The 23,758-nt window shown below is 48.9% G+C and carries 23 protein-coding genes, 1 riboswitch and 1 other annotated feature; all 23 genes read right to left on the bottom strand.

The window, feature by feature from the left end; all coding sequences use genetic code 11:
• Window positions 1–78: 78 nt before the first annotated feature.
• Window positions 79–185: riboswitch (SAM riboswitch) on the bottom strand.
• A 163-nt stretch (window positions 186–348) separates the two neighbouring features.
• Window positions 349–978 (bottom strand): orotate phosphoribosyltransferase, encoded by a 630-nt coding sequence (gene pyrE, locus H2R00_RS06740; protein WP_154997754.1) that lies wholly within the window; start codon window positions 976–978, stop codon window positions 349–351.
• On the bottom strand, window positions 975–1,694 hold the full coding sequence (gene pyrF, locus H2R00_RS06745) for an orotidine-5'-phosphate decarboxylase (RefSeq protein ID WP_154997756.1): 720 nt from the start codon (window positions 1,692–1,694) through the stop codon (window positions 975–977). Before pyrF ends, pyrE begins: the two co-directional genes overlap by 4 nt.
• Entirely contained in the window at window positions 1,663–2,601 is a 939-nt protein-coding gene (locus H2R00_RS06750; RefSeq protein WP_182070709.1) for a dihydroorotate dehydrogenase, read from the bottom strand. Before H2R00_RS06750 ends, pyrF begins: the two co-directional genes overlap by 32 nt.
• Window positions 2,598–3,368, bottom strand: a complete 771-nt coding sequence (locus H2R00_RS06755) for a dihydroorotate dehydrogenase electron transfer subunit (RefSeq protein WP_182070710.1) — start codon at window positions 3,366–3,368, stop codon at window positions 2,598–2,600. Before H2R00_RS06755 ends, H2R00_RS06750 begins: the two co-directional genes overlap by 4 nt.
• Entirely contained in the window at window positions 3,365–6,577 is a 3,213-nt protein-coding gene (gene carB, locus H2R00_RS06760; RefSeq protein WP_182070711.1) for a carbamoyl-phosphate synthase large subunit, read from the bottom strand. The genes H2R00_RS06755 and carB overlap by 4 nt, the downstream gene beginning before the upstream one ends.
• On the bottom strand, window positions 6,562–7,656 hold the full coding sequence (locus tag H2R00_RS06765; RefSeq protein ID WP_154997763.1) for a carbamoyl phosphate synthase small subunit: 1,095 nt from the start codon (window positions 7,654–7,656) through the stop codon (window positions 6,562–6,564). Before H2R00_RS06765 ends, carB begins: the two co-directional genes overlap by 16 nt.
• The gene (locus tag H2R00_RS06770) at window positions 7,653–8,939 is read right to left on the bottom strand and encodes a dihydroorotase (protein ID WP_182070712.1); all 1,287 of its coding nucleotides are present in this window, start codon (window positions 8,937–8,939) and stop codon (window positions 7,653–7,655) included. The genes H2R00_RS06765 and H2R00_RS06770 overlap by 4 nt, the downstream gene beginning before the upstream one ends.
• Window positions 8,923–9,843, bottom strand: a complete 921-nt coding sequence (locus H2R00_RS06775) for an aspartate carbamoyltransferase catalytic subunit (RefSeq protein ID WP_154997767.1) — start codon at window positions 9,841–9,843, stop codon at window positions 8,923–8,925. Before H2R00_RS06775 ends, H2R00_RS06770 begins: the two co-directional genes overlap by 17 nt.
• 144 nt (window positions 9,844–9,987) lie before the next feature.
• Entirely contained in the window at window positions 9,988–11,292 is a 1,305-nt protein-coding gene (gene pyrP, locus H2R00_RS06780; RefSeq protein ID WP_154997769.1) for a uracil permease PyrP, read from the bottom strand.
• A gap of 194 nt (window positions 11,293–11,486) precedes the next feature.
• Window positions 11,487–12,035, bottom strand: a complete 549-nt coding sequence (gene pyrR / locus H2R00_RS06785) for a bifunctional pyr operon transcriptional regulator/uracil phosphoribosyltransferase PyrR (protein ID WP_043928159.1) — start codon at window positions 12,033–12,035, stop codon at window positions 11,487–11,489.
• 177 nt (window positions 12,036–12,212) lie between these two features.
• Window positions 12,213–13,127, bottom strand: a complete 915-nt coding sequence (locus tag H2R00_RS06790; RefSeq protein WP_154997771.1) for an RluA family pseudouridine synthase — start codon at window positions 13,125–13,127, stop codon at window positions 12,213–12,215.
• Window position 13,128: 1 nt separating this feature from the next.
• Window positions 13,129–13,590 carry a signal peptidase II gene (lspA, locus tag H2R00_RS06795; RefSeq protein WP_234112996.1) on the bottom strand — a complete coding sequence of 154 codons (462 nt, stop codon included), beginning with the start codon at window positions 13,588–13,590 and terminating at the stop codon, window positions 13,129–13,131.
• A 122-nt stretch (window positions 13,591–13,712) separates the two neighbouring features.
• Window positions 13,713–14,078 (bottom strand): TraR/DksA family transcriptional regulator, encoded by a 366-nt coding sequence (locus H2R00_RS06800; RefSeq protein ID WP_154997773.1) that lies wholly within the window; start codon window positions 14,076–14,078, stop codon window positions 13,713–13,715.
• 242 nt (window positions 14,079–14,320) lie between these two features.
• The gene (gene ileS / locus H2R00_RS06805) at window positions 14,321–17,089 is read right to left on the bottom strand and encodes an isoleucine--tRNA ligase (protein WP_182070713.1); all 2,769 of its coding nucleotides are present in this window, start codon (window positions 17,087–17,089) and stop codon (window positions 14,321–14,323) included.
• A gap of 51 nt (window positions 17,090–17,140) precedes the next feature.
• Window positions 17,141–17,370, bottom strand: a binding site (T-box leader).
• A gap of 62 nt (window positions 17,371–17,432) precedes the next feature.
• A complete protein-coding gene (locus tag H2R00_RS06810) occupies window positions 17,433–17,927 on the bottom strand; it encodes a DivIVA domain-containing protein (RefSeq protein WP_043928148.1) in 495 nt (164 codons plus the stop codon).
• Between the two features lie 96 nt (window positions 17,928–18,023).
• The gene (locus H2R00_RS06815) at window positions 18,024–18,800 is read right to left on the bottom strand and encodes a YlmH family RNA-binding protein (protein WP_182070714.1); all 777 of its coding nucleotides are present in this window, start codon (window positions 18,798–18,800) and stop codon (window positions 18,024–18,026) included.
• Between the two features lie 137 nt (window positions 18,801–18,937).
• Window positions 18,938–19,213 (bottom strand): YggT family protein, encoded by a 276-nt coding sequence (locus H2R00_RS06820; protein WP_154997779.1) that lies wholly within the window; start codon window positions 19,211–19,213, stop codon window positions 18,938–18,940.
• A gap of 7 nt (window positions 19,214–19,220) precedes the next feature.
• On the bottom strand, window positions 19,221–19,673 hold the full coding sequence (sepF, locus tag H2R00_RS06825; protein WP_003181594.1) for a cell division protein SepF: 453 nt from the start codon (window positions 19,671–19,673) through the stop codon (window positions 19,221–19,223).
• Complete coding sequence (locus H2R00_RS06830) at window positions 19,670–20,365, bottom strand: YggS family pyridoxal phosphate-dependent enzyme (protein WP_182070715.1); 696 nt, start codon at window positions 20,363–20,365, stop codon at window positions 19,670–19,672. The genes sepF and H2R00_RS06830 overlap by 4 nt, the downstream gene beginning before the upstream one ends.
• Before the next feature lie 7 nt (window positions 20,366–20,372).
• Window positions 20,373–21,212, bottom strand: coding sequence for a peptidoglycan editing factor PgeF (gene pgeF / locus H2R00_RS06835; RefSeq protein WP_234112994.1), 840 nt, complete (start codon window positions 21,210–21,212; stop codon window positions 20,373–20,375).
• A 222-nt stretch (window positions 21,213–21,434) separates the two neighbouring features.
• The gene (locus tag H2R00_RS06840) at window positions 21,435–21,668 is read right to left on the bottom strand and encodes a YlmC/YmxH family sporulation protein (protein WP_011197962.1); all 234 of its coding nucleotides are present in this window, start codon (window positions 21,666–21,668) and stop codon (window positions 21,435–21,437) included.
• Window positions 21,669–21,752: 84 nt separating this feature from the next.
• Window positions 21,753–22,640, bottom strand: coding sequence for a putative RNA methyltransferase (locus H2R00_RS06845; RefSeq protein ID WP_182070716.1), 888 nt, complete (start codon window positions 22,638–22,640; stop codon window positions 21,753–21,755).
• 265 nt (window positions 22,641–22,905) lie between these two features.
• Window positions 22,906–23,703, bottom strand: coding sequence for an ABC transporter ATP-binding protein (locus H2R00_RS06850; RefSeq protein WP_182070717.1), 798 nt, complete (start codon window positions 23,701–23,703; stop codon window positions 22,906–22,908).
• Between the last annotated feature and the right edge of the window lie 55 nt (window positions 23,704–23,758).

Consider the following 23,758-nt stretch of genomic DNA (forward strand, 5'->3'; position numbering starts at 1 on the left):
ACTTCTAGCTCCTCCTCTGCCCCTTAAAAATTAAAATCTTTCTTCCAATTTTGAAAGAAAGACGAGGAACTCCGCTATTCCTTATCTCTCAAAATGAGGGCATTTTGCTGGAAGTAGCACCTTACGCATCACACGCAGGTTGCCGGGTTTCATCGGACCAGTCCCTCCACCGCTCTTGATAAGTTTGCTTTTGTTATTTTAAAATTTTAGCACAATTCGAATAAAAGTCAACCCGACTTTTTTTATAGGATTAATAAAAAATAAAAATAATCCGATTTTACTATTTTGAAATCTGCAAAAAGGCGCAAAAAAAGCCGTTCTCCCATTAGGAGAATACGGCTTTGGTCATCAGTCCATCCAAGACTTGCTTTCAGGATTCGCCTTCCATTCTTTCAGTTTGGCGGCATCCTGTTCGCTGATATATCCACCGGCAAGCGCAGCCTCTGTCAACGTATCATAATCAGTTAGCGTGTAATATTCAACGCCCGCTTCGCTGAAGGCGGCGGCGGCTTTTGGAAGCCCGTAAGTGAAAATGGCGGCGACGCCGAGCACTTCACATCCCGCCTCTGTAAGGGCGGCGGCTGCTTCAAGGACGCTTCCGCCCGTTGAAATTAAATCTTCGATCACAACGACTTTCTGTCCTTTTACAACGGCTCCTTCAATTTGGTTTCCTTTGCCGTGCGCCTTCGGTTTGCTTCTGACGTAGCACATCGGCAGGCTCAGTCTGTCAGCGGCAAGCGCGGCATGGGGGATTCCCGCGGTTGCCGTACCGGCGATCATTTCGGCTTCGGGAAATTTGTCTTGAATCAGTCCGGCAAGCCCTGAAGCTATATCATGCCTTACTTCCGGATATGAAAGCGTCAAACGGTTGTCGCAGTAGATGGGCGACAGGATGCCGCTCGCCCATGTAAACGGCTCATTCGGGCGCAGGAAAACTGCTTTGATTTTTAATAAATGGTTTGCAATGTCTGTTTTCATGCCTTGGTTCCCTCCCACTCATGTCCTATTCTTCTGTAGGCTGACACAGGATCTTCCGCCTGTGTAATCGAACGGCCGACAACGATCGCCGATACGCCTTTTTCCCGTGCGTATGACGGCGTCGCCACCCGGACCTGGTCGTTGTTTTTGTCATCTGCCATGCGAATTCCGGGTGTCACGGTCAGAAAACCTAAAGACACAGCCCGGTAAATGTGTTCGGCTTCATGAACGGAGCAGACGACGCCGTCAAGTCCGCTTTCTTCAGCCAACTTGCTGTAGTGAACAACTGCATCGAGAAGCGGTGTTTCAATCAGCAGTTCACGCTGAAGCATTTCTGAAGACGTGCTTGTCAGCTGGGTCACGGCAATTAATGAAGGGCGTTTTTGGCCTGCCGGAGTCCCCGCTTCAAGGCCTTCAAGCGCCGACTCCATCATTTGTTTTCCTCCTGCTGCGTGCACATTGACAAGACTGACGCCAAATCCCGCCAGCCTTTTCATCGCCTTATATACGGTCGTTGGAATGTCGTGGCACTTTAGATCGAGGAAAATGCGGCAGCCGCGCTCCTGCAACTTTTCAAGGATGGCAGGTCCTTCTTGATAAAAAAGCTCCATGCCCACCTTAACGAATAGCTCTTCCTCTTGAAACCGGTCCAAAAACGCATATGTTTCCTGTGCTGATGCAAAATCAAGCGCGATGATGGGCGGCGTATGTTTCATCCTTCCAGCTCCTTCCGACACACTCGTTCAACGAATCGGATCCGTATTTTTCTAAAACGCGCGGCAAATCGTCGATGATTTCGGGACAAGCAAACGGATTAACGAAGTTTGCCGTGCCGACGGCGACTGCGCTCGCACCCGCCAGCAAAAACTCAAGCACATCTTCGGCTGACTGGACGCCTCCCATGCCGATGATCGGAATGCTCACCTTTTGGCTGACTTCATGCACCATTCTGATGGCCACCGGTTTAACGGCAGGGCCTGATAATCCGCCGGTTTTATTCGCCAAGATCGGCTTTCCCGTTTTTAAGTCGAGTCGCATCCCGATCAGCGTGTTGATCATCGTCAGACCGTCCGCTCCCGCTTCTTCTATGGCAAGAGCGATGTCGGTTATGTTCGCAACATTCGGCGAAAGCTTCACATAGACGGGAACGCTTGCAACCTCTTTTACCGCTTTCGTCAGCTCGCCGGCCATTTCCGGCTGTGTGCCGAAGGCGATGCCTCCCGTTTTCACGTTGGGACAAGAAATATTCAGCTCGAGCGCATGAACGTTCGGCGCTTTGCTGATTTCTTCAGCCACTTCCACATAATCGTCGATCTGCGAGCCGGCGACATTGGCGATAATCGGCGTATCGAACTGTTCGAGCCAAGGCAATTCGCGTTCCATGACAGCCTCTAAACCCGGATTTTGCAGGCCGATGGCATTGAGCATGCCGGCTTGTGTCTCGGCGACGCGCGGCGTCGGATTCCCGAAGCGCGGCTCGCTCGTCGTCGCTTTAATCATGATCGCACCGAGACGTGATAGATCGTAAAAGTTCGCAAATTCTCTCCCGAATCCAAAGCAGCCTGAGGCCGGCATGATCGGATTTTTCAATTGAAGGCCCGGCAAATTGACTTCAAGCCTCATAACAGCACCTCCTCAGCTTTGAAAACAGGGCCGTCAAGGCATACCTTCACATAAGACGTTTCGCTTTCTTCCGTATGGCAGACACAGGCAAAGCAAGCACCGATCCCGCATCCCATGCGCTCTTCCATCGACAGATAAACCTCTTTATCCGGATAGCGCTGTTTTAAAGCTTTCAGCATCGGCGTCGGTCCGCAAGCCATTATGCAGTCAAACTGAAGCCTCTCGTTTTCAATGACATCTGTAACAAATCCCTTTGAACCGCGGGTGCCGTCTGCGGTTGCCACATACACCCGGCCGAAGCGGCTGAATTCCTGTTCGTAAAAGACATCTTTTGCAGAAGCAAATCCTAACACATGGATCGCGTGCACCCCTCTGTTTGTCAGCTGTTTGCTCAGCTCGTAAAGCGGCGGAACACCGATCCCCCCTCCGACGAGAAGAGCCGTTTTCCCCGGTTCAAGCGATTCAGCCGGAAAACCGTTGCCGAGCGGACCGAGGACATCGATCTGATCTCCTTCCTTTTTTAAAGAAAGGAGGCTCGTGCCCTCCCCATCCTTGCGAAAGATGATGGTCACCTGCCGGGCGGCTCTGTTGATATCAGCGATGCTGATCGGCCGCCTCAAAAGCGGTGTGAGGGAGTCTGAGACCTTGATGTGAAGGAACTGGCCGGGAGCGCCGCAAACTTCGGCAATCTCCCCTTCCAGTACCATTTGATAAATATGATCCGCGATACACTTGTTTGAACGGACTGTCATATACCCTTTTCTCATCTGACAGCCGCCTTTTGCTCGATTTTAATCTCCGGCATATGATCGGCGCGGAAGCTCATGCTTTCAAGCACCCGTAAAATCGCTTCCGCCGTATCAAGGGATGTCAGGCAGGCAACGCCGTTTTCAACGGATTCGCGTCTGATTCTGAAGCCGTCCCTTGCCGGTTGCTTCCCTTTTGTCAGCGTATTGACGACGAACTGCGCTTCTCCGTTTCGAATGACATCAAGGAGATTTGTTCCTTCTTCGCCGATTTTCCCAACGGTTTTAACAGGTACGGATGCGTCTCTTAAATAGCCGGCCGTTCCTTCCGTAGCCAATATGTTATAGCCGATCGCATGGAACCGCTTGGCGATCAATAGTCCTTCCTCTTTATCTTTATCAGCAACTGTCAGGAGAACAGAGCCGTAGTTCGGAATTTGGATGCCTGAAGCGATCAGTCCTTTGTATAGCGCTTTTTCCAATGTGCTGTCTTTGCCCATGACTTCCCCAGTCGATTTCATTTCCGGTCCGAGCGTGATATCCACTCTTCTCAGCTTTGCAAACGAGAAGACCGGCACTTTCACATATACGCCTTCCTGCTCTTTTTGGAGGCCTGCTGTATAGCCCAAATCGGCCAGCTTCCCGCCGAGAATCACTTTTGTTGCGAGATTGGCCATCGGTATGCCGGTGATTTTGCTGAGAAACGGCACCGTGCGGCTCGATCTCGGGTTGACTTCAAGGACGTAAACCTCATCTTTTGAAAGGACAAATTGAATGTTGAGCAGGCCGACGATGTTTAAGCCTTTTGCAAGCTTAATCGTGTATGCTTCAATCTTTTTCTTGATGTCCTCTGAAAGGGATTGCGGCGGGTAAACGGCAATCGAATCCCCCGAGTGGACGCCCGCCCGTTCGATGTGCTCCATAATCCCCGGAATGACAACCGTTTCACCGTCAGAGATTGCATCCACTTCAATTTCTTTTCCGGTCAAATATTTATCGATCAGGACAGGGTGCTGCGGATTGATTTTCACTGCATTCTCCATATAATGGAGAAGCTCTGCTTCTTGGTAGACGATCTCCATCGCACGTCCCCCAAGTACATACGATGGGCGGACAAGCACCGGATAGCCGATGTTAGCTGCGATTTCAACGGCGCCTTCCACAGATGTCGCCGTTTTTCCGAGCGGCTGAGGTACATGCAGCGTTTCAAGCGTCTGTTCGAACTTGTCGCGGTCCTCGGCGCGGTCCAAATCTTCCAGAGATGTTCCGAGAATGGCGACGCCCCGCTCTGCGAGCTCGTCGGCTAGGTTGATCGCAGTCTGTCCGCCAAACTGAACGACGACGCCTTTCGGCTGCTCCAAATCGATGATATGCATGACATCTTCAACAGTAAGCGGCTCAAAGTAGAGCTTGTCGGAAATGCTGAAGTCCGTTGAAACCGTCTCAGGATTGTTGTTGATTATGATTGCTTCATAGCCGGCTTCTTTAATCGCCCAGACCGAATGCACGGTCGCATAGTCGAATTCAACCCCCTGGCCGATCCGGATCGGACCCGAGCCAAGAACGATGACGCTGTTTTTGTCCGTTCTGACCGATTCGTTTTCTTCTTCATACGTGCTGTAGAAATACGGTGTCTCTGATTCAAATTCAGCCGCGCATGTATCAACCATTTTATAAACAGGCGTAATGCCTGCTTCTTTTCTAAGATCATAAAGCTTTCGTTCAGACATCTCCCAGAGAAGGCTAATGAAGCGGTCTGAAAAACCGAGCTCTTTCGCTTCTTTTAAAAGGCCAAGGTCGCCGCGCCCGGCTTTCAGCTTCTCTTCAAAGCGAATGATTCCCTCAAGCTTGTGCAGGAAGAACAGGTCAATTGCCGAAAATTCATGGAGATCGCTGACTGTGTATCCTCTTCTGAACGCTTCGGCCAAGTAAAAGAGCCGTTCGTCTCCCGCTTTTTTAATCCGTTTTTCAAGCACTTCATTCGAGATATCACCGGCATCTTTCAGTTCCAGGTGGTAGACATCCGCTTCAAGAGAACGGACCGCTTTAAGAAGAGATTCCTCCCACGTTCTTCCGATCGCCATCACTTCGCCCGTCGCTTTCATCTGCGTGCCGAGCCTGCGGTTTGCCGATTCGAATTTATCAAACGGCCAGCGCGGTATTTTTGAAACGACATAGTCGAGTGCAGGTTCGAAAGATGCGTACGTTTTTCCTGTAACAGGATTCATCATTTCGTCAAGAGACAAACCGACGGCGATTTTGGCGGCAAGCTTTGCGATCGGATAGCCCGTCGCTTTTGAGGCAAGCGCTGATGAACGGCTGACCCGCGGGTTTACCTCAATGATGTAGTACTGAAAGCTGTCCGGGTCAAGCGCCAGCTGAACGTTACAGCCGCCTTCGATTTCAAGCGCGCGGATGATTTTCAGCGATACATTGCGAAGCATTTGGTATTCGCGGTCGCTCAGCGTCTGGCTCGGCGCTACAACGATGCTGTCCCCGGTATGAATCCCGACCGGATCGATGTTTTCCATATTGCAGACGACGATCGCATGATCGCTCGAGTCTCTCATGACTTCATACTCGATTTCTTTGTAGCCGGCGATGCTCTTTTCAAGCAGACATTGATGAACCGGGCTCATTTTTAAGCCGTTTTCAACGATTTCTTTCAGCTCGTCTTCGTTTGAGCAGATGCCTCCGCCTGTTCCGCCAAGCGTGTATGCCGGTCTGACGATGACAGGGAAGCCGATACGCTCGACAAACTCGCGCGCTTCGCCGAGCGAGTGGATGATCTCGCTTTCCGGAACCGGCTCATTCAACTCATTCATCAAGCTTCTGAACAAGTCGCGGTCCTCCGCTTTCTGGATCGCCGACAATTTCGTGCCGAGCACTTCAACGCCGCACTCAGCCAAGATGCCGTGCTCGGACAGTTCGACCGCCAAGTTGAGGCCCGTCTGCCCGCCCAATGTCGGCAAAATGGCGTCCGGCCGCTCTTTGCGGATGATCCGTGTTAAGAATTCAAGCGTCAGCGGTTCGATATATACGCGGTCAGCCATTTCCGTATCCGTCATGATCGTCGCCGGATTTGAGTTGACGAGAATGACTTCATAGCCTTCTTCTTTTAAAGCGAGGCAGGCCTGTGTGCCCGCATAATCAAATTCCGCCGCCTGCCCGATAATAATCGGCCCCGATCCGATCACCAAAATCTTCTTGATATCTACGCGTTTAGGCATACCGCTTCCCCTTCTTTCTCTGTGGTTTCAATCATGTCTAAAAATTGATCAAATAAATGGTTTGCGTCTTCCGGCCCCGGTGAAGCTTCCGGATGGTATTGAACCGTGAAAGCCGGTTCGTGTTTATGTTTAAGCCCTTCGATTGTCTCATCATTAATCGCTACATGCGTCACCTCAAGCGGCGTGTTTTCAACGGACGATACAGTATAGCCGTGGTTTTGAGCCGTAATCGATACTCTCCCGGTTGCAAGCTCTTTAACCGGATGGTTGGAACCGCGGTGTCCGAACTTCATTTTCGCCGTCTTTGCTCCGCAGGCGAGGGCAAACAGCTGATGGCCGAGACAGATGCCGAACAATGGAACCTTGCCGAGAATGTTTTGAATCATGGCAATCGCTTCCGGTACGTCCGTTGGATCTCCGGGTCCGTTTGACAGCATTACGCCGTCAGGCTTTAGCTGCATCACTTCTTCTGCCGTTACATTGTGAGGAACGACGATCACATCGCATTTGCGCTTGTTCAGCTCCCTTAAGATGCCGTGCTTCATTCCGAAATCGACGAGCACGATTCGCTTCCCTCTCCCTGGGCTCGGATATGCCGTTTTTGTTGAAACTTGGCTGACCTGATCGGTCGGAAGGTTCGTTTCTTTCAGCTTATGAACCAAAGCCTCAGCATCTTCTTCCGGGCTGGCAAAAACTCCTTTCAGCGTACCTGCTGTTCTGATCATTCTTGTCAGCTTTCTCGTGTCAATCCCTGAGAGTCCCGGGATGTTCTTCATTTTTAAATATTCATCAAGTGTATAAGCAGAGCGCCAGTTTGACGGATGTTGACATAACTCTTTTACGATAAACCCTTTCACATAAGGGGTGATGGATTCAAAGTCGTCTCTGTTGATCCCGTAGTTTCCGATCAGCGGGTATGTCAGGGTGACAATTTGTCCGCAGTATGAAGGATCTGAGAGGATTTCTTGATAGCCTGTCATCCCCGTGTTGAACACGACTTCTCCCATGGTGTTTTCCAAGCTGCCGAATGCTTCCCCTTCAAAAATCGTTCCGTTTTCTAGTACAAGACGTCTTTTCATTTTACAAGTCTCCCCTCTTGGTAAACGAGTTTTCCCTTTGCCATTGTCATAACCGGCCAGCCGAAGCAGCTGATGCCGTCAAACGGCGTGTTTTTCCCTTTAGAAAGAAAGATGCTTTTGTCAATTTTTTCTTCGCGTTCAAGATCAATGAGCGTAATATCCGCGGACCGACCGGCTTCAAGCTTCCCGTAAGGAAGTCCGAACGCCTCGCAAGGTTTGACCGTCATATAATCGTGCAGCTGTTTCAGCGTCCATTTGCCTGTTTTGACAAAGTGCGTGTAAAGGAGCGGAAAAGCCGTCTCCAAGCCGACAATTCCAAATGGCGCCAGGCTCATTGTCTGTTGTTTTTCTTCTTCTGTGTGAGGGGCATGATCCGTTGCGATAAAATCGATTGTTCCGTCTCTAAGCCCCTCAAGGAGCGCTTCTCTGTCTTCCGGACTTCTGAGCGGCGGATTCATTTTATAATTTGTATCAAGACCGGGAATGTCACTGTCTGAAAGGAGCAGATGGTGCGGCGTCACTTCCGCCGTCACGCGGATCCCCGCTTTTTTGGCATCGCGGACGACCCTGACCGATTCCTTCGTGCTGATATGACAGACGTGGTAATGGCAGCCTGCCGCTTCGGCCAGAAGAACGTCCCTTGCGATGTGAACTGCTTCGCACACTGAAGGAATCCCGTTTAAACCGTTGGCTTTGGCAAATTCCCCATCGTGTACACTGCCGCCGTAGATCAGTGAATTGTCTTCACAGTGAGCGACGATCGCTTTATCGATCGAAGCCGCTTTTTTCATCGCTTCATACATCATCCCCGCCGTTTGAACGCCGACGCCGTCATCGGTAAACGCGAACGCACCTGCGTCTTTCAGCCCTTCGAAATCGGTCATTTCCTGGCCTGTTTGTCTGACGGTGATGGAAGCATACGGGAGCACTCTGACAGATGCCGTTTCGTCAATGCGGTTGACGAGCCACTCCATCTGCTCTTTCGTATCGGGGACAGGCCGCGTATTCGGCATTGCGGCGACAGTTGTAAATCCGCCTCTAGCTGCGGCTTTTGCACCTGTTTCGATCGTTTCTTTCTTCTCGCCGCCCGGCTCTCTGAAGTGAACGTGAAGGTCAACAAGCCCTGGCGAGACGAAAAGTCCATCGGCATCGATAACCGTTTCTCCCAAAGCGGCCTCAAGGCTTCCGATTTCGCTGATTGTATCGCCTTCAATCCTGATATCACGCTGTACTTTTTCACCTTTTTCGTCGAGTATGAAGCCGTTTTTAATTAAATAAGACATAAGCCTGATCTCCCCTTTTTCTGTTTTCGCCGTTTAGAAGCGCTCTTTTTAAAACCGCCATTCTGATATATACACCGTTTTCCATTTGTTTAAAAATTCTCGACTGAGCGGATTCGACCAGTGCACTGTCAATCTCGACACCTCGGTTGACTGGCGCAGGGTGCATAATGACCGCGTCTTTTTTCAAGAGCTCCGCCCGCTTCAGCGACAATCCGAAAGTTTCAAGATAGTCTCGTTCTGCCGCCTTTTTCTCATGACGTTCGTGCTGAATCCGGAGAAGCATCACGACATCCGAATTAGCAACCGCTTCGTCAGGCGACACATATGTCCCGTATGGATTGTCTTCATCCCGCCATTCGTCTGGACCTGAGAACAGAACCTTTGCTCCGAGCCTTGTCAGTACTTCGGCATTCGACCTTGCCACTCTGCTGTGTTTGATATCTCCGTGTATGGATACCGTCAGTCCGGCAAATCTGCCCCATTCCTCGTGAATCGTCATCAAGTCTAGCAAAGATTGAGTGGGATGCTGACCGCAGCCGTCTCCGGCATTGATCACCGGAATGCCGACGTGTCCGATGAGTTCATTGTAATAATGATCCTGAGAGTGTCTGATCACACATACATCAGCGCCGATGGATTCGAGGGTCTTGACGGTATCGTACAACGATTCTCCTTTTTGTACGCTCGTTGAAACACCGTCCAGGTTCAACACATTCATGCCAAGTTTCTTTTCAGCCACTTCGAAGCTGAAGCGCGTTCTTGTACTCGGTTCAAAAAACAGATTGGCAGCAAACTTTCCGGAGAGGACGGAATCGGACTTGCCTTTTTTCAGCTCTCTCGCCTCTTCAATCAGCTCGTGAATATCCTCAAGACTAAGCTCATTCATTGCGGTCAAGTGTTTCATTTTTTCTCCCCCTCAGGCTTTAATTTCCCGTAAAAAAACCCCAAGCTATAACGGCTTGGGGTACAGTGAATCAGAGAATGCGCTTCTTTGCACTTCTCTCTCCGCAACCCTTTCAAGCCTCTCTGGACTTCATTTAAAAGGTTTTTAAATATGCTCTTCTATTTCAATCCCGTCCTGATCTCCCTTTGATTCAGGCAGGACAAGGTTTAAAACCACTCCGACGATCGCCGCAAGCGCCATGCTTGACAGCTCAAATCCTGAGATTTTGATAAATGCGCCGCCCACTCCGATGACGAGAATGACGGATGAGATGATCAGGTTTCGCTTGTTTTCCAAGTCAATTTTGTTATCGATCAACATGCGCAGTCCGCTTGATGCGATGATACCGAACAGCAGGAAGGAAACGCCTCCCATGACTGCGGAAGGGACAGAGCTTATCAGGGCCGAAATTTTGCCGATAAACCCGAAGCACAGTGCAATGACAGCCGCTCCGCCGATGACAAATACGCTGAATACTCTTGTAATGGCGAGTACGCCGATGTTTTCTCCGTAAGTCGTTGTCGGCGGTCCGCCGATGCATGATGCCAGCATCGTTGCGACGCTGTCGCCGAAAATCGAGCGGTGAAGCCCGGGCTTCTTAATGAAATCCTGGCCGACGACCTTGCTTAATACCATTTGGTGGCCGATATGTTCTGACATCGTCACGAAAGCAACGGGCACCATGGCGATTCCGATTCCGACAGCCGCCGCGCTCGGCGTATAGTCGACAAACGGAAGCACGAAATCCGGAACAGCAAACCATTTGGCGTCAAGAACCATCTGGAAGTCGACGATTCCCTGGGTCAGGGCGAACAAGTATCCGCCGATAATTCCGATCAAGACAGGAATCAGGCTGAAAAATCCTCTTAAAAAAATCGCGCAGATCACGGTGAGCGCAAGTGTAAATCCTGCGACGCCAAAATGTTTGGCGCTGTAGACGAGCACTTTGGCTCCCGGATCTTCATACATGGCCATATTGACAGCCGTACTTGCCAGCCCGAGTCCGATGACGATAATAACCGGACCGACGACAACAGGCGGCAGGAGCCTCATCAGCCAGTCCGTTCCAAGCTGCTGGATGAGAAGGGCGATCAGCCCGTAGGCGATGCCTGCCATAAATGCGCCGATCATGGCCGCACCAGGGCCTCCAGCGGCTTTTGCCGCGATAATCGGGGCAATAAATGCAAAGGATGAACCTAAGTAAGCCGGGATCTGTCCTTTTGTAATCAAGAGATATGCAAGCGTTCCAAGTCCGCTCGTAATGAGGGCCACGCCCGGGCTCAAGCCTACAAGCTTCGGCACAAGGATCGTCGCTCCGAACATGGCAAACAGATGCTGCAGGCTGAAAGATATCCAATTCAAAGGTTTTGGTACTTCTCTGACACCAAGGTTCACTTTTTTCTGACTCATATTTTTTCCTCCTGATGATCGACTCACTGTCTATGATGTCTTCATATCCTGAAATGATTGATGCCCATTAAAAAAGCCTCTTTGCTTAAATTGCGCAAAGAGGCAGACAAAGACCGCCGCATGGTGAGGCGGCTACCTTTCGTTCTATCCCTCTTTGCAAACTCACTGGAATGCATTTAAAAAAGGATTATCATTCACTTTTTATAAATCGCCGCAAGGTCGCGTCCGTCAACTTCCTCTAATTGAACCATGACCTTCTCGGCTTTCGATGTCGGGATGTTTTTCCCGATATAGTCGGCTCTGATCGGCAGCTCTCTATGGCCGCGGTCGACCAGCACCGCAAGCTGGATGGATGAAGGCCGCCCGACATCGACGAGCGCATCCATGGCCGCTCTGACCGTCCGTCCCGTGTAAAGCACGTCATCGACGACGATCACCTTTTGATCGGTGATGTCCGCCGGAATGTCCGCTCCTTTGACAAGCGGCTCTTCATTGGACGTTTTTTTGGAAAGATCATCCCTGTAAAGGGTGATGTCAAGCTCTCCTACGGTGACTTTGTTTCCTTCGATTTGCTCAATCCGTTCGGCAAGCCGTTTGGCCAGATAGATGCCTCTCGTTTTGATTCCGACAAGGATACAGTTGTTCATTCCTTTGTTTCGTTCAATCATTTCGTGGGCGATTCTTGTCAGCGCCCTTCTGATCGCCTGTTCGTCAAGCACAACAGCCTTTTCCTGTTCTTGCATGGCCAGCACCCCGTATCTTTTAAAGGATAAAACAAAAACCCCTTCTGCATAAAGGCAGAGAGGGGTCTTTTAAACGAATTCATTGATTCGCTTGTCCGGTATCCTTCTCAGCCTCTCTGGACTGTGTTAAAGAATCTGATTTAACTGCATTTATTATTTCAAAAAAGAAAACGTCTGTCAACGTTTATTTCGAATTTTGTCGAGGAGATTTTTCATGTCGTCAGGCAGAGGCGCCTCAAATTCAACATATTCTCCAGTACGCGGATGGTCAAACCCCAATACGCCCGCATGCAGCACCTGGCCGTTGAAATCGACCGTCTTTTTCGGGCCGTATTTCGGATCTCCCGCGAGAGGAAAGCCGATATATTTCATATGCACGCGAATTTGATGGGTTCGCCCCGTTTCAAGCTGGCATTCAACGACAGTGAAATCATCGAACCGTTCGATTACTTCAAAATGAGTGACGGCATGCTTTCCGTTTTCCCTTGTGACCGTCATACTCTGCCTGTCTTTTTTATCCCTGCCGATCGGCGCGTCGATCGTCCCGTGGTCATGCGGGATGACGCCGTGGACAAGCGCAGTGTATTTTCTCGTCACCGTTTTGTTGACAAGCTGGTTCACGAGCGACTCATGCGCCATATCGTTTTTGGCAACCATCAACAGGCCTGAAGTGTCCTTGTCAATCCGGTGGACGATACCCGGCCTCATCACGCCGTTGATGCCTGACAGATCGTCACAATGCGCCATCAAACCGTTGACAAGCGTCCCTGTCAAATGGCCGGGAGCCGGGTGAACGACCATTCCGCGCGGCTTGTTGACGACAAGGACGTCCTGATCCTCATAATAAATATCAAGATCCATCGGTTCAGCCGTGACATCTAGCGGTTCCGGCTCGGGAACATGTACTGACACCGCATCCCCTTCCTGAACTTTATAGTTGGCTTTGACCGCATTTCCGTTAACTAGCACGCGGTCTTCTTTAATCCACTGCTGCACTTGAGTCCGCGACCAATCCGCTTCAACTGCGGTCAAGTACTTGTCAATCCGTTCACCTTTATATTCTTCATGAACGGTCATTTCATAATGCTCCATGTTACAGCTCCTTCTTCTTCTTTCCGTCTAACAGCATTTGTATAAATAAGAGCAGGACACCGACGCATAAAGATGAATCGGCAATGTTGAAAATCGGATAATGATAATTGACGATCGTCACGTGTATAAAATCGACAACTTCTTGTCTGAACACGCGGTCGATGAAATTGCCGACTGCACCGCCAAGCATCAAGCCAAGAGCGGTTCCGAGCAGAATTTGTCCTTTTGCATGTTTTTGAATGTAGTAAACAATGCCGATGACAACCGCTATCGTAATAATGTAAAAAAACCACATCTGTCCGGCCAAAATGCCCCATGCCGCACCCGTATTCCTGTGCGACGTAATTTGAAAGAAACCATCGATGACGGGGATGCTTTCACCGTACTCCATTTTGCTGACGACCAGCCATTTTGTAAATTGATCGATACCGATAATGAGCAGTGCAATTATGTAATAAGGCACAAACCGTTCCTCCAGTTTCTGTTTCTCTTCATTTAAGCATTTTAACAAGAAAAAGAAAAGGAGTAAAGGAATATTCATTGACATCCTGCAAGAGGGCAAAAGCCCTCCCCTCTTGCAGAATGTTATGAGTAGAGCGCCCGGTTGAACGTCTCATCCGTCTCAGCCCAAATAGGAAGCGTCTTTTTTTCAAACTGGGCATGATATAAAAAATCGTTCGCAGTGCGCGCCGTCGGCAGAATAGCCATTTTTACCAGCGGAATTGCCTGATTCGTTTCTTCGCAAATGCCGTATGTTCCGTTTTCGATTTTTGAAAGGGCCAAAAGCACGTCCTGAAGCTCTTCTTTGACATGATACATAAGTGTTGCCTGCTGATACGAATTGATGCCTTGAGAATCCTGCTGAAAAAAGGAGTATTCAAAAAGCCTTGCTTCCAGTTCTTCCTTCATTTGAAGAAGTTCGGTATGAATTGCCGCCAGCTGATCGTTCACGCCTACATCAACTCCTGCTCTTATCGTTTGTGACCTTAGTGTTACCGACAATGCCGGTATCCAAGCCCAAAAGATTTTTCCTGACGTACAAAACGATGACAGCAATGGCATCCTTTCTGAGGACTTTCACAGGATGTGATGGCGGCAGCGTTCAGGCAGGACGCCGGGGAGGCCTGACAACGAGTGATAGGGTTTGGCGGAATGCTAAAAGCGGTTCGGAAAAACTCCGAACCGCTTCGTGGTTAATTTTGATAATACGTCTTCACAATTCCAGCACAGCGAGGGCAAAGTTCCGGATGATCGGCATCCTGGCCGATTTCTTTAGAAACCATGCGGCACCGCTCACAAGTCTCGCCTTCTGCCTGAGCAACGACGATTTTTCCTGTTTCAAACGTCTGCGCTTCTTCAGGCGCATCGGCTTCCGTTCCGCCGATGGCAAGCTCTGACACGATGAACAGCTGTTTGACGTCTTCCTTGATTGAAGAAAGCAGCGCTTTTGCTTCTTCATTCGGATACAGCGTCAAGCTGGCAACCGAAGATTTTCCGATGATCTTTTCATTCCGCGCAGTTTCAAGCGCTTTAAGAACATCGTCGCGAAGCTTCATGAAGCTGTCGAACTTCGCTTCCGTCTCTTTTGCATTCGGAATGTCTCTTGTTTCCGGCATATCGGTAAGCTGCACGCTTTTTTCCGATACGAATGTGAAGTGGTTCCACATTTCGTCAGCAGTATGCGGCAGGATCGGCGCAATCAGCTTGACAAGCGCAAGCAGCGTTTCGTAAAAAACGGTCTGCATGCTGCGGCGGTCTTTATGATCGGCGTGTTCAATATAAACGACGTCTTTAGCAAAATCCATATAGAATGAGCTGAGCTCGATCGCACAGAAGTTGTGGACAGCATGGTAAATGACCGCAAAATCGTATTCTTCATACGCTTTTTTGACTTTTTCAATGAGGCTGTTCAGCTTGATCAAAATGTACTGATCGACTTCGCGAAGATCTTCCACAGCGATTGCATCATTCGCCGGGTCAAAATCGGCAATGTTTCCGTGAAGGAAACGGAACGTGTTGCGAATCTTCCGGTACACTTCTGCGACTTGTTTTAAGATCGCGTCAGACACGCGGACATCTGCTTGATAGTCGACAGACGCAACCCACAGCCTTAAAATATCGGCCCCAAACTGGTTCATGATTTTTGCCGGTACAACGACATTGCCGAGCGATTTACTCATTTTGCGGCCTTCTCCGTCAAGGGCAAAACCGTGTGACAGCACGCCTTTATAAGGTGCTTTACCCGTTACGGCAACCGCTGTCGAAATCGATGAGTTAAACCAGCCGCGGTATTGGTCAGATCCTTCAAGATACAAGTCCGCAGGTCTTACAAGATCATCACGTTCTTCCAGTACGGCCTGATGTGACGATCCTGAATCAAACCAGACGTCCATGATGTCCTGTTCTTTTGTGAACTTGCCGTTCGGGCTTCCCGGGTGTGTAAAGCCTTCCGGAAGCAGTTCATTCGCTTCTTTTTCAAACCAAATGTTCGAACCGTGCTTCCTGAATAGTTCAGAAACGTGGTCGATCGTTTCATCCGTGATGATCGGCTCCCCGTTTTCGGCATAAAATACCGGAATCGGCACGCCCCATGCGCGCTGTCTTGAAATACACCAGTCACCGCGGTCGCGGATCATATTGTAGAGGCGCGTTTCGCCCCATTCAGGCACCCATTTTGTTTCTTTTACCGCGTCAAGAAGCTCGTCTCTAAAGTCTTTGATAGAAGCGAACCATTGGGCGGTCGCACGGAAAATGGTCGGTTTTTTCGTTCTCCAGTCGTGCGGATAGGAGTGTGTGATGAAATCGAGCTTCAGCAAAGCGCCTTTTTCTTCGAGCTGTTCTGTAATCGGCTTGTTGGCCTGATCGTAAAACAGTCCTTCAAAACCAGGGGCTTCGCTCGTCATATGTCCTTTTTCATCAACTGGGCAAAGCACGTCAAGTCCGTATTTCTGACCGATGATAAAGTCGTCTTCTCCGTGTCCCGGAGCGGTATGAACGCAGCCTGTACCGGCATCTGTTGTTACGTGTTCACCGAGCATGACAAGCGAATCTCTTCCATATAAAGGATGAACCGCAACAATATGTTCCAGGTCTTTTCCTTTAACGGTCTGAACAACTTCATGATCTTCAAAGCCGATCGCTTTTGCCACGCTTTCAATCAATGCGCTTGCCATCACGTAGCGCCCGCCTCCGGCAGCAACGACGCTGTATTCCAATTCAGGGTGTACGGCGATGCCGAGGTTGGCCGGGATCGTCCATGGCGTTGTCGTCCAGATGATGATTTTTTCGCCGTTTTTCAATACACCTTTTCCATCTTTTACATCAAATGCAACATAGATAGACGGCGAGCGTTTATCATGGTACTCGATTTCAGCTTCAGCCAGAGCTGATTCGCTTGAAGGGGACCAGTAAACCGGCTTCTTCCCTTTGTAAATATAACCTTTTTTCGCCATTTCGCCGAATACTTTAATTTGCTGCGCTTCAAACTCAGGCTTTAGCGTCACGTATGGGTTTTCCCAATCTCCTCTGACACCGAGACGCTTAAATTGCGTCTTTTGACCTTCGATTTGCTGCCATGCATATTCTTCGCAAAGCTTGCGGAATTCGGCTACTGTCATTTCTTTACGCTTCACTTTTTTGTTTTTCGTGAGCGCCGTTTCAATCGGCAAGCCGTGTGTGTCCCAGCCCGGAACGTACGGTGCATGATAGCCGCTCATCGATCTCGAACGGACGATGAAGTCCTTCAGTACTTTGTTAAGCGCATGGCCCATATGAATATCGCCGTTCGCATACGGAGGTCCGTCATGAAGCACGAACATCGGCCGGCCTTCGGTTCGTTTCTGAACGAGGCTGTAAATGTCCATATCTTCCCATTTCCCCTGGATTTCAGGTTCACGGTTCGGCAAGTTTCCTCTCATCGGAAAATCTGTTTTCGGCATTAAGAGCGTGTCTTTATAATCCATTACCATTCCTCCAAAACATCTTTTCTAAAACAAAAAAAGCCTTTTCATCCCATAAGGGACGAGAAGGCTTTGATCTCGCGGTACCACCCTTTTAGACAAGCCGATTCGGCTTATCCGCTCAAACATCGTAACGTGATGGGACGTCCTTTCCTACTGGACGGTTCAGAAAGGAAACTTGAGGGCTGATACACAACGATTCCAACAATCCCGGGCTTACACCACCCCCGGGTCGCTTTCATTGTTTTCAGGAATCAATGTCTGTCCCTCTCAAACGTTTTTCACTCAATTTATGAACGTATTATATGCGAACGGATGACGATATGTCAAGATTGCAAACGAAATTCTATTCCTTTTCATCCATTACTGCGTCTACTTCGTATTCAAGCAAATGATCCCAGTCATCGTTTTTCAACAGGTCAAGCTGCGCTTCGATCAGCATTTGGAAACGGGTTCTGAACACTTTTGACTGCTTTTTCAGCTCTTCGATTTCCATCGCGATTTTTCTCGATTTTGAAAGGGACTCATTAATGATCCGGTCAGCGTTTTTCTCAGCTTCACGGACGATGAGCTTCGCTTCTTTCTCGGAATTGCGCTTTACGTCTTCTGCTGCTTCCTGTGCGACAAGGATCGATTTATTCAACGTCTCTTCGATCGTCGAAAAATGGCCGAGACGCTCGTCAAGCTCGTTCACTTTTGTTTCAAGCTCATTTTTTTTGCGCAGAATGATCTCATAATCCTTTCTCACCTGGGCCAGGAACTCGTTCACTTCATCTTCATCATAGCCGCGGAACGCTTTCGTAAATGTTTTATTATGAATGTCATTTGGCGTCAAAGGCATGCTGCCCACCTCCATTATTTTTCTTTATGTACACTTGTCCTAGTCAACATTATAAAGCAAAATTCGACCGGGCGGAGAAAAAACTGTTAAAACTCGTCATTTTTGTTTTTCAAACGTCAATCTCCATTTGCCCTTTTTCGTTTTGCCGTCAATGTTTTTCATCCTGAAGCGGCCAAACCCCCGGATCGAAACCATATCCCCTTCCGCCAGTGCATATGAAGGGTCTTCGATGACTTTCCAGTTCACTTTCACGAGGCCGTTTTTCACGAGAACCTGTGCTTTCTGTCGGGATTGCCTGCTCATTGACGAGCAAATCGCATCAAGCCTCAAAGATGAAACCGTATCATCCCTTATTTCGACATCCTGCTCCGGTACTTTAAGCTTTGAAAGCGGAATTTTTTCAAGGGAAACTTTCACCTTCCCGATTTGTGTCAGCTGGGTAAAAACAAAATCAGCGACTTCTTCCGAACAGATAAACTGCCATGTCCCGTCCGAAAAGATCAGGTCGCCGAACTTTTGACGCTTCAATCCGATGCCCATCAATGAGCCGAGAAGCTCGCGATGCTCGATGGAGGCAAATTTTTGCGGATAGATGACTTCCCAGCCTTGAAGCTGAAAATCTTCGGCAGACGGCTCGGTATATTCGGGGAACAGCACAGCCCTCTTTCGTTCGGCCTCAGGGAAGCCTCCGAAAAATTCAAGCCTCACGTCGTCTGAATGACCGATGACAGATTGCAGGATCACCTGTTCCCGCGGGTCCAAAAAATCGGTCAGCTTCATCCGGTACTGTTCCGCCACGATTCTTTTCCACTCAAGAGCCTGGTCGATAAACGGCTCTTCGTCTTTTCTGAAATGCTGGTAAATATCGCTCATTGTCTTTCCTTTCTATGTAAAGAGGCCTGGCCTACAGCCAAGCCCGATACTCGGCCCGCAAAGATTGAAGGCACGCTCCTGAAAAACGGCGCCGCTGCCGCCGGCAAGTCCTTACGGGATAATCGGCAATGATGTCTTTAAAAAGCGCCGAGCATTCTGAAAACCGCAAGAAGCCCTGCATCTGCGAACCGCAGTATGAAAATCGCCACGAGCGGAGAAATATCAATCATCCCGAGCGGAGGAATGATTCTTCTGAACGGTTCGAGATAAGGCTCACAAAGTGAAGCAAGCACCCGGCCGAATGAAGACTCCCTTGCATTAGGCACCCAAGACATAAAAATGTAAATAATGAGCGCAAACGAATAAACGGTTAGAAGAATACTTAAAACTCTATAAATATAAAATAGGATCATCTGTGATTTACCACCTCTGATGTTCTTCTTCTATGAGCTCGGAAATCGTGCCGGAGACATCGACGTTTTCAGGCGTGCATAAAAAGATGTCCGCTCCGATCCGCTGAATGTCGCCGCCGAGAGCATATACAGTTCCGCTCAAGAAATCAACGATTCTTTTCGCCTGATCGTGCTGAATGCGCTGCAGGTTCACGACGACGGCGCGGCGGTTTTTGATATGGTCTGCGATTTCCTGGGCTTCCGCGTACACCCGAGGCTCACTTAACACTACTTTAGAAGATTTCTGAACGCTTTGCAAACTTACGACATTCTGCTTCCCAGCCGCTTTAGACTGGTAGGCGGTTCTGTCTTTCGATTCATGCTCTTCAGGGATTTCCTCCCTGTCTGTTTCAATGTACTCGTATTCATATTCCTCATCATCCAAGGAAAAAAAGTTTTTAAATTTGTTTTTCAAACTCATGATTGTCCACCTCCAGTTTCATTTCCGACTAAGGAAGATCCGATTCTGACGAATGTCGCGCCTTCATCGACTGCGATCGTATAGTCATTAGACATACCCATCGAAAGCTCGCTGCACGGGGCGTTCCATTGATCAAGCCCGCGAACCTCGTCGCGCAGCTCTCTCAGCAAGCGAAAACAGCTTCTGATTGCAGTCTCATCATCCGTAAAAGGAGCCATCGTCATTAATCCCGCAATCCGAATGTTTTCGTATGCAGACAGCTTTTTTACAAAAGGAAGAACTTCTTCTTTTGCCATGCCGTGTTTTGAAGATTCAAGGGATGTGTTGACCTGAACAAAACAGTCAATCGGTTTTTTTGCCCTCTTCTGAATCTCATCGGCAAGGGAAAGCCTGTCTAAAGAATGGATATATGAGACATGATCAATGATTGCTTTTACCTTTCTCGTCTGCAGGGTTCCGATAAAATGCCATACCGGCTCGCTGTCTTTCAGAGCGTCGAGCTTGTGAAGCAGCCCGGTATCACGGTTTTCACCCAAATGTCTGATTCCTGCATCAAGCGCTGCCTGCGCCCGTTCCGGGGAAACATATTTCGTGACAGCGATGACGGATATTTCGTCGGGCGTTCTGCCCGCTTTGATACACGCTTCGTTGATCCTGTCATTTATATGTCGTAAATTGCTTTTTACATCCACCTGTAAGCTATACCTCCTTTAATCCGATGAAGGACATCATCCGTCCGGTTTTTCCCCGGTCTCTCCGATGGGAGAAAAACAGTGAACGCTCGCAGCTCGTACAAAGGGAACTCACCTTGATCTGGCCGTTTGGAATTCCGGCGTGTACAAGCAGCTGCCTGTTCACTTCTTTTAATTCGAGACGGTACTCCCCTTCTTTTATCGTCAAAAAGGCTTTGTCTTCTTGTTGAAGAGGAAGATTTCTGATTTTGTCTATTACGTGATCGTCGACAGTGTAGCAGCACGCGCCGATCGCAGGCCCGATCACGGCTCGGATGTCTGCGGGATTTGATCCTTCCCGGCTGACCCACGTGTCAACCATGCTGGCGGCGATCCCGAGTGCGGTGCCTTTCCAGCCCGCGTGAGCGATTCCGGCCAGCGAGCGGACCGGATCGTAAAAATAAACGGGAACGCAGTCGGCAAAGCACAGCGCCAAAAACAGGTTTGGCCTGTCTGTATAAAGTCCGTCCGTAGCCTTCAGCGCCGTATCGTATCGGAAAGCGCCGCTGGCGCGATCGCCATCCGTCACTTTTTGAATCCGGTCTTCATGCGTCTGATCGGCAAATACCCAGTCGTGCAGATCAGTTTTTAGGATGTCGGCAACCTTTTTTCTGTTATTGATGACATGCTGTTCATGATCCTGAACGTGCAGCCCTGTATTCAATGAGTGAAAAGGCGGTTCGCTTTCTCCGCCGTTTTTTGTCGTAAATCCGGCTGTGACGGCTCCGCCGGTTTCCGCCGTCTGATTCCATTCCTCAATCAAAAGCATTGACGGAGCATCAAGACGAAAGGGGTTATATGTATTCATGGTGATCAGCCTTTCGACAAACATCGTAGTCTTTCATCATATCGCTCCTATTTTAACACATCTTGATGCATTCGTTTAGTTTCGTTTCAAAAAACTAAACGAAATGTATTGTTTGCAACATTTATCCCTGCTTTTACAGACGGTCTCACCGTTCACAACATTTTGAAAAAAGCAGGCGGATAAGGGCCAGCCGATTGATCAGGCATCATCTCATGTTCTTGATCAGCTAAGTCGCACAAGAATCACATCTTCTCCAATTTTAACAATATTTCGCCACGGAATGACGATTTCCTCTTCTTTTCCGAAAAATCCGAAAACTTTCCCCGTCCCTCCGATGACGATCGCCTGTATTTTGCCTGTCGTTACATTAATATCAATATCGCCGATGCTGCCGAGCTTTTTTCCGTTTGATACGTTGACGACATCCTTTATTTGAAAATCAGAAATATTCATCATGTTCACCGCACGCCTCCTCTGATCAAATCTCCTTTTAAGATTATATGAAAGGCAGTCCTTTATTTAGACTGCCTTTTCAATGGTTTATTTCGTTTTTTTCCTGCCGGCTAAAATGTCGAGATGGACGGTCATAACAACGGATTCCTTCTTTAAAAAGGCATTGATCCGCTCCTTTTCCGCGCGCCATGATAAAGGCGTCATCTTGATGAGCGGCGGGAGGAGGTTTTGGTCTAAACGTTTGCTGTAGGCGATCTCCGTTCTGTCGATCAGATCAAAATGAGACGAGAACCGCTCAGCCGTATCCTCACTCGTATAGGCTTGTTTGTCCAAGCCGTCGTACAAAAATCCCCTCAGTTCTTTCAGATAGCCGCTTTTCGGAATCACTTTCAAAACGATGCCGTCATCTGATAACAGCCGCTCGAATTCCGCGTAATTAGAAGGCGACAATATATTGAGGATCGCGTCGAATGAACGATTCCGAAACGGCGCGGCAGCCAGATCAGCGACACACCAGATCGCCTCCCTTTCTTGCTTAGCCGCCGACACAATCCCGGCTTTCGCCAAATCCAGTCCGACTCCAAGGACAGGCCTTCCGGAACGCGATTGAATCATTTCAGCGATCCGCGCCAAATGCGAACCTTCCCCGCAGCCGGCATCGAGGATGCTGACAAAGTTGCAAAACGGGAGGCCAGCTTGTTCGAGCCGGTCTGTCAACGCGCTGCTCAGCGGTTCAAAAAAGCCGGCGCCTGCTAACATTCCTCTGGCTTCAAATAAATCTTTATCATATTTAACAGATGGAGAATGCGTCGTGACATTGACATATCCTCCTCTTGCGATATCAAACGTATGTCCGCTTGCACAGATCAGGCTTTTTAAATCAGTGACCGCCATGTTCGCTGTGCATATCGGGCACTGAAACATCGTTTCATGCCTCTTCATGAGCGATGCTCTTTTTAATTTTTTATTCATCATTGTTACACCTCATTCATTCACATTTAGATCAATGAAAAAGGCATAGACAAATAAACCCGCTCCTTCGGCATTTTTTAAAGACGAAGGTGTGGATGGTTTAAGTGTTTGTCTATACCTTTCATTATCTGTAGCGAATGAATTGAATGATCATAATGATGAACCCCTCTTTATCATGACGTTCTCTATTATCTTACCAGCTTCTTTAAGATGAGGAAAGCTGAAAAAGAGCCTCCATGCAAGGAGGCTGCCAAAGACATCAGCTGGTTTAAACGTTGAGGTTTGCAAGCTTTTTCTTGGACAAATACGGTCTGCCGTCCGTCCATACGGCCTGGACCGGCATATCGAAAAATTTGGAGAGAACCTCGCCGGACATCATCTCTCTTGTCTTTCCCAATGAAAACACTTCTCCTTTTTTCAACAGCAGCGTTTGGCTGAAAGCAGGGAGAATTTCTTCTGCATGGTGAGTAACGTAAAGCATGGACGGTGCACTGTCTTTTTTGGCAATTTGTTCAACCGTCTCCAGCACCTGCTCCCTCGCGATGAAATCAAGACCGGTTACAGGCTCGTCGAGAATCAGCAGCTCAGGATCGGCCATCAAGGCCCTTGAGATCAGCACCTTTTGTTTTTCCCCCTGGGAGAGCGTTTCATATCTCCTGTCCGCATAGCGGATGGAGCCGAATTCCTCCAAGAGGGCGATCGCTTTCTCCCTGACAGACTGTGAAGGCGATTCATAAAGGCCGATCGATGCGAAAGCGCCGCTTAAGACAATTTCAAATGCGCTGTCTTCAGGATAAAGCTTCTGCTGCAGGGCCGCTGAAACGAGGCCGATTTTTCGCCGAAGCTTTTCGCCCAGCTCCATTTTTCCAAATTCACGGCCTAACACGGTGACTTTTCCTGTTGTCGGAAAATAATAAGCGCACAGCATGTTCAACAGAGCGGTTTTGCCGGCTCCGTTTAATCCGTATAACGCCCAGTGCTCCCCTTTCTTCACCGTCCAATCAATATCCTTTAATATCCACTCTCCGTTTCGTTTTAGTGAAGCACGCTCAAGCTGCAGAACCATCCGAAACCCTCCTTTTTTATGTAAATATTCTGATAAATTAAAATATAATTCTTTT

The organism is Bacillus haynesii (assembly GCF_014042035.1).
Classification (GTDB): domain Bacteria; phylum Bacillota; class Bacilli; order Bacillales; family Bacillaceae; genus Bacillus; species Bacillus haynesii.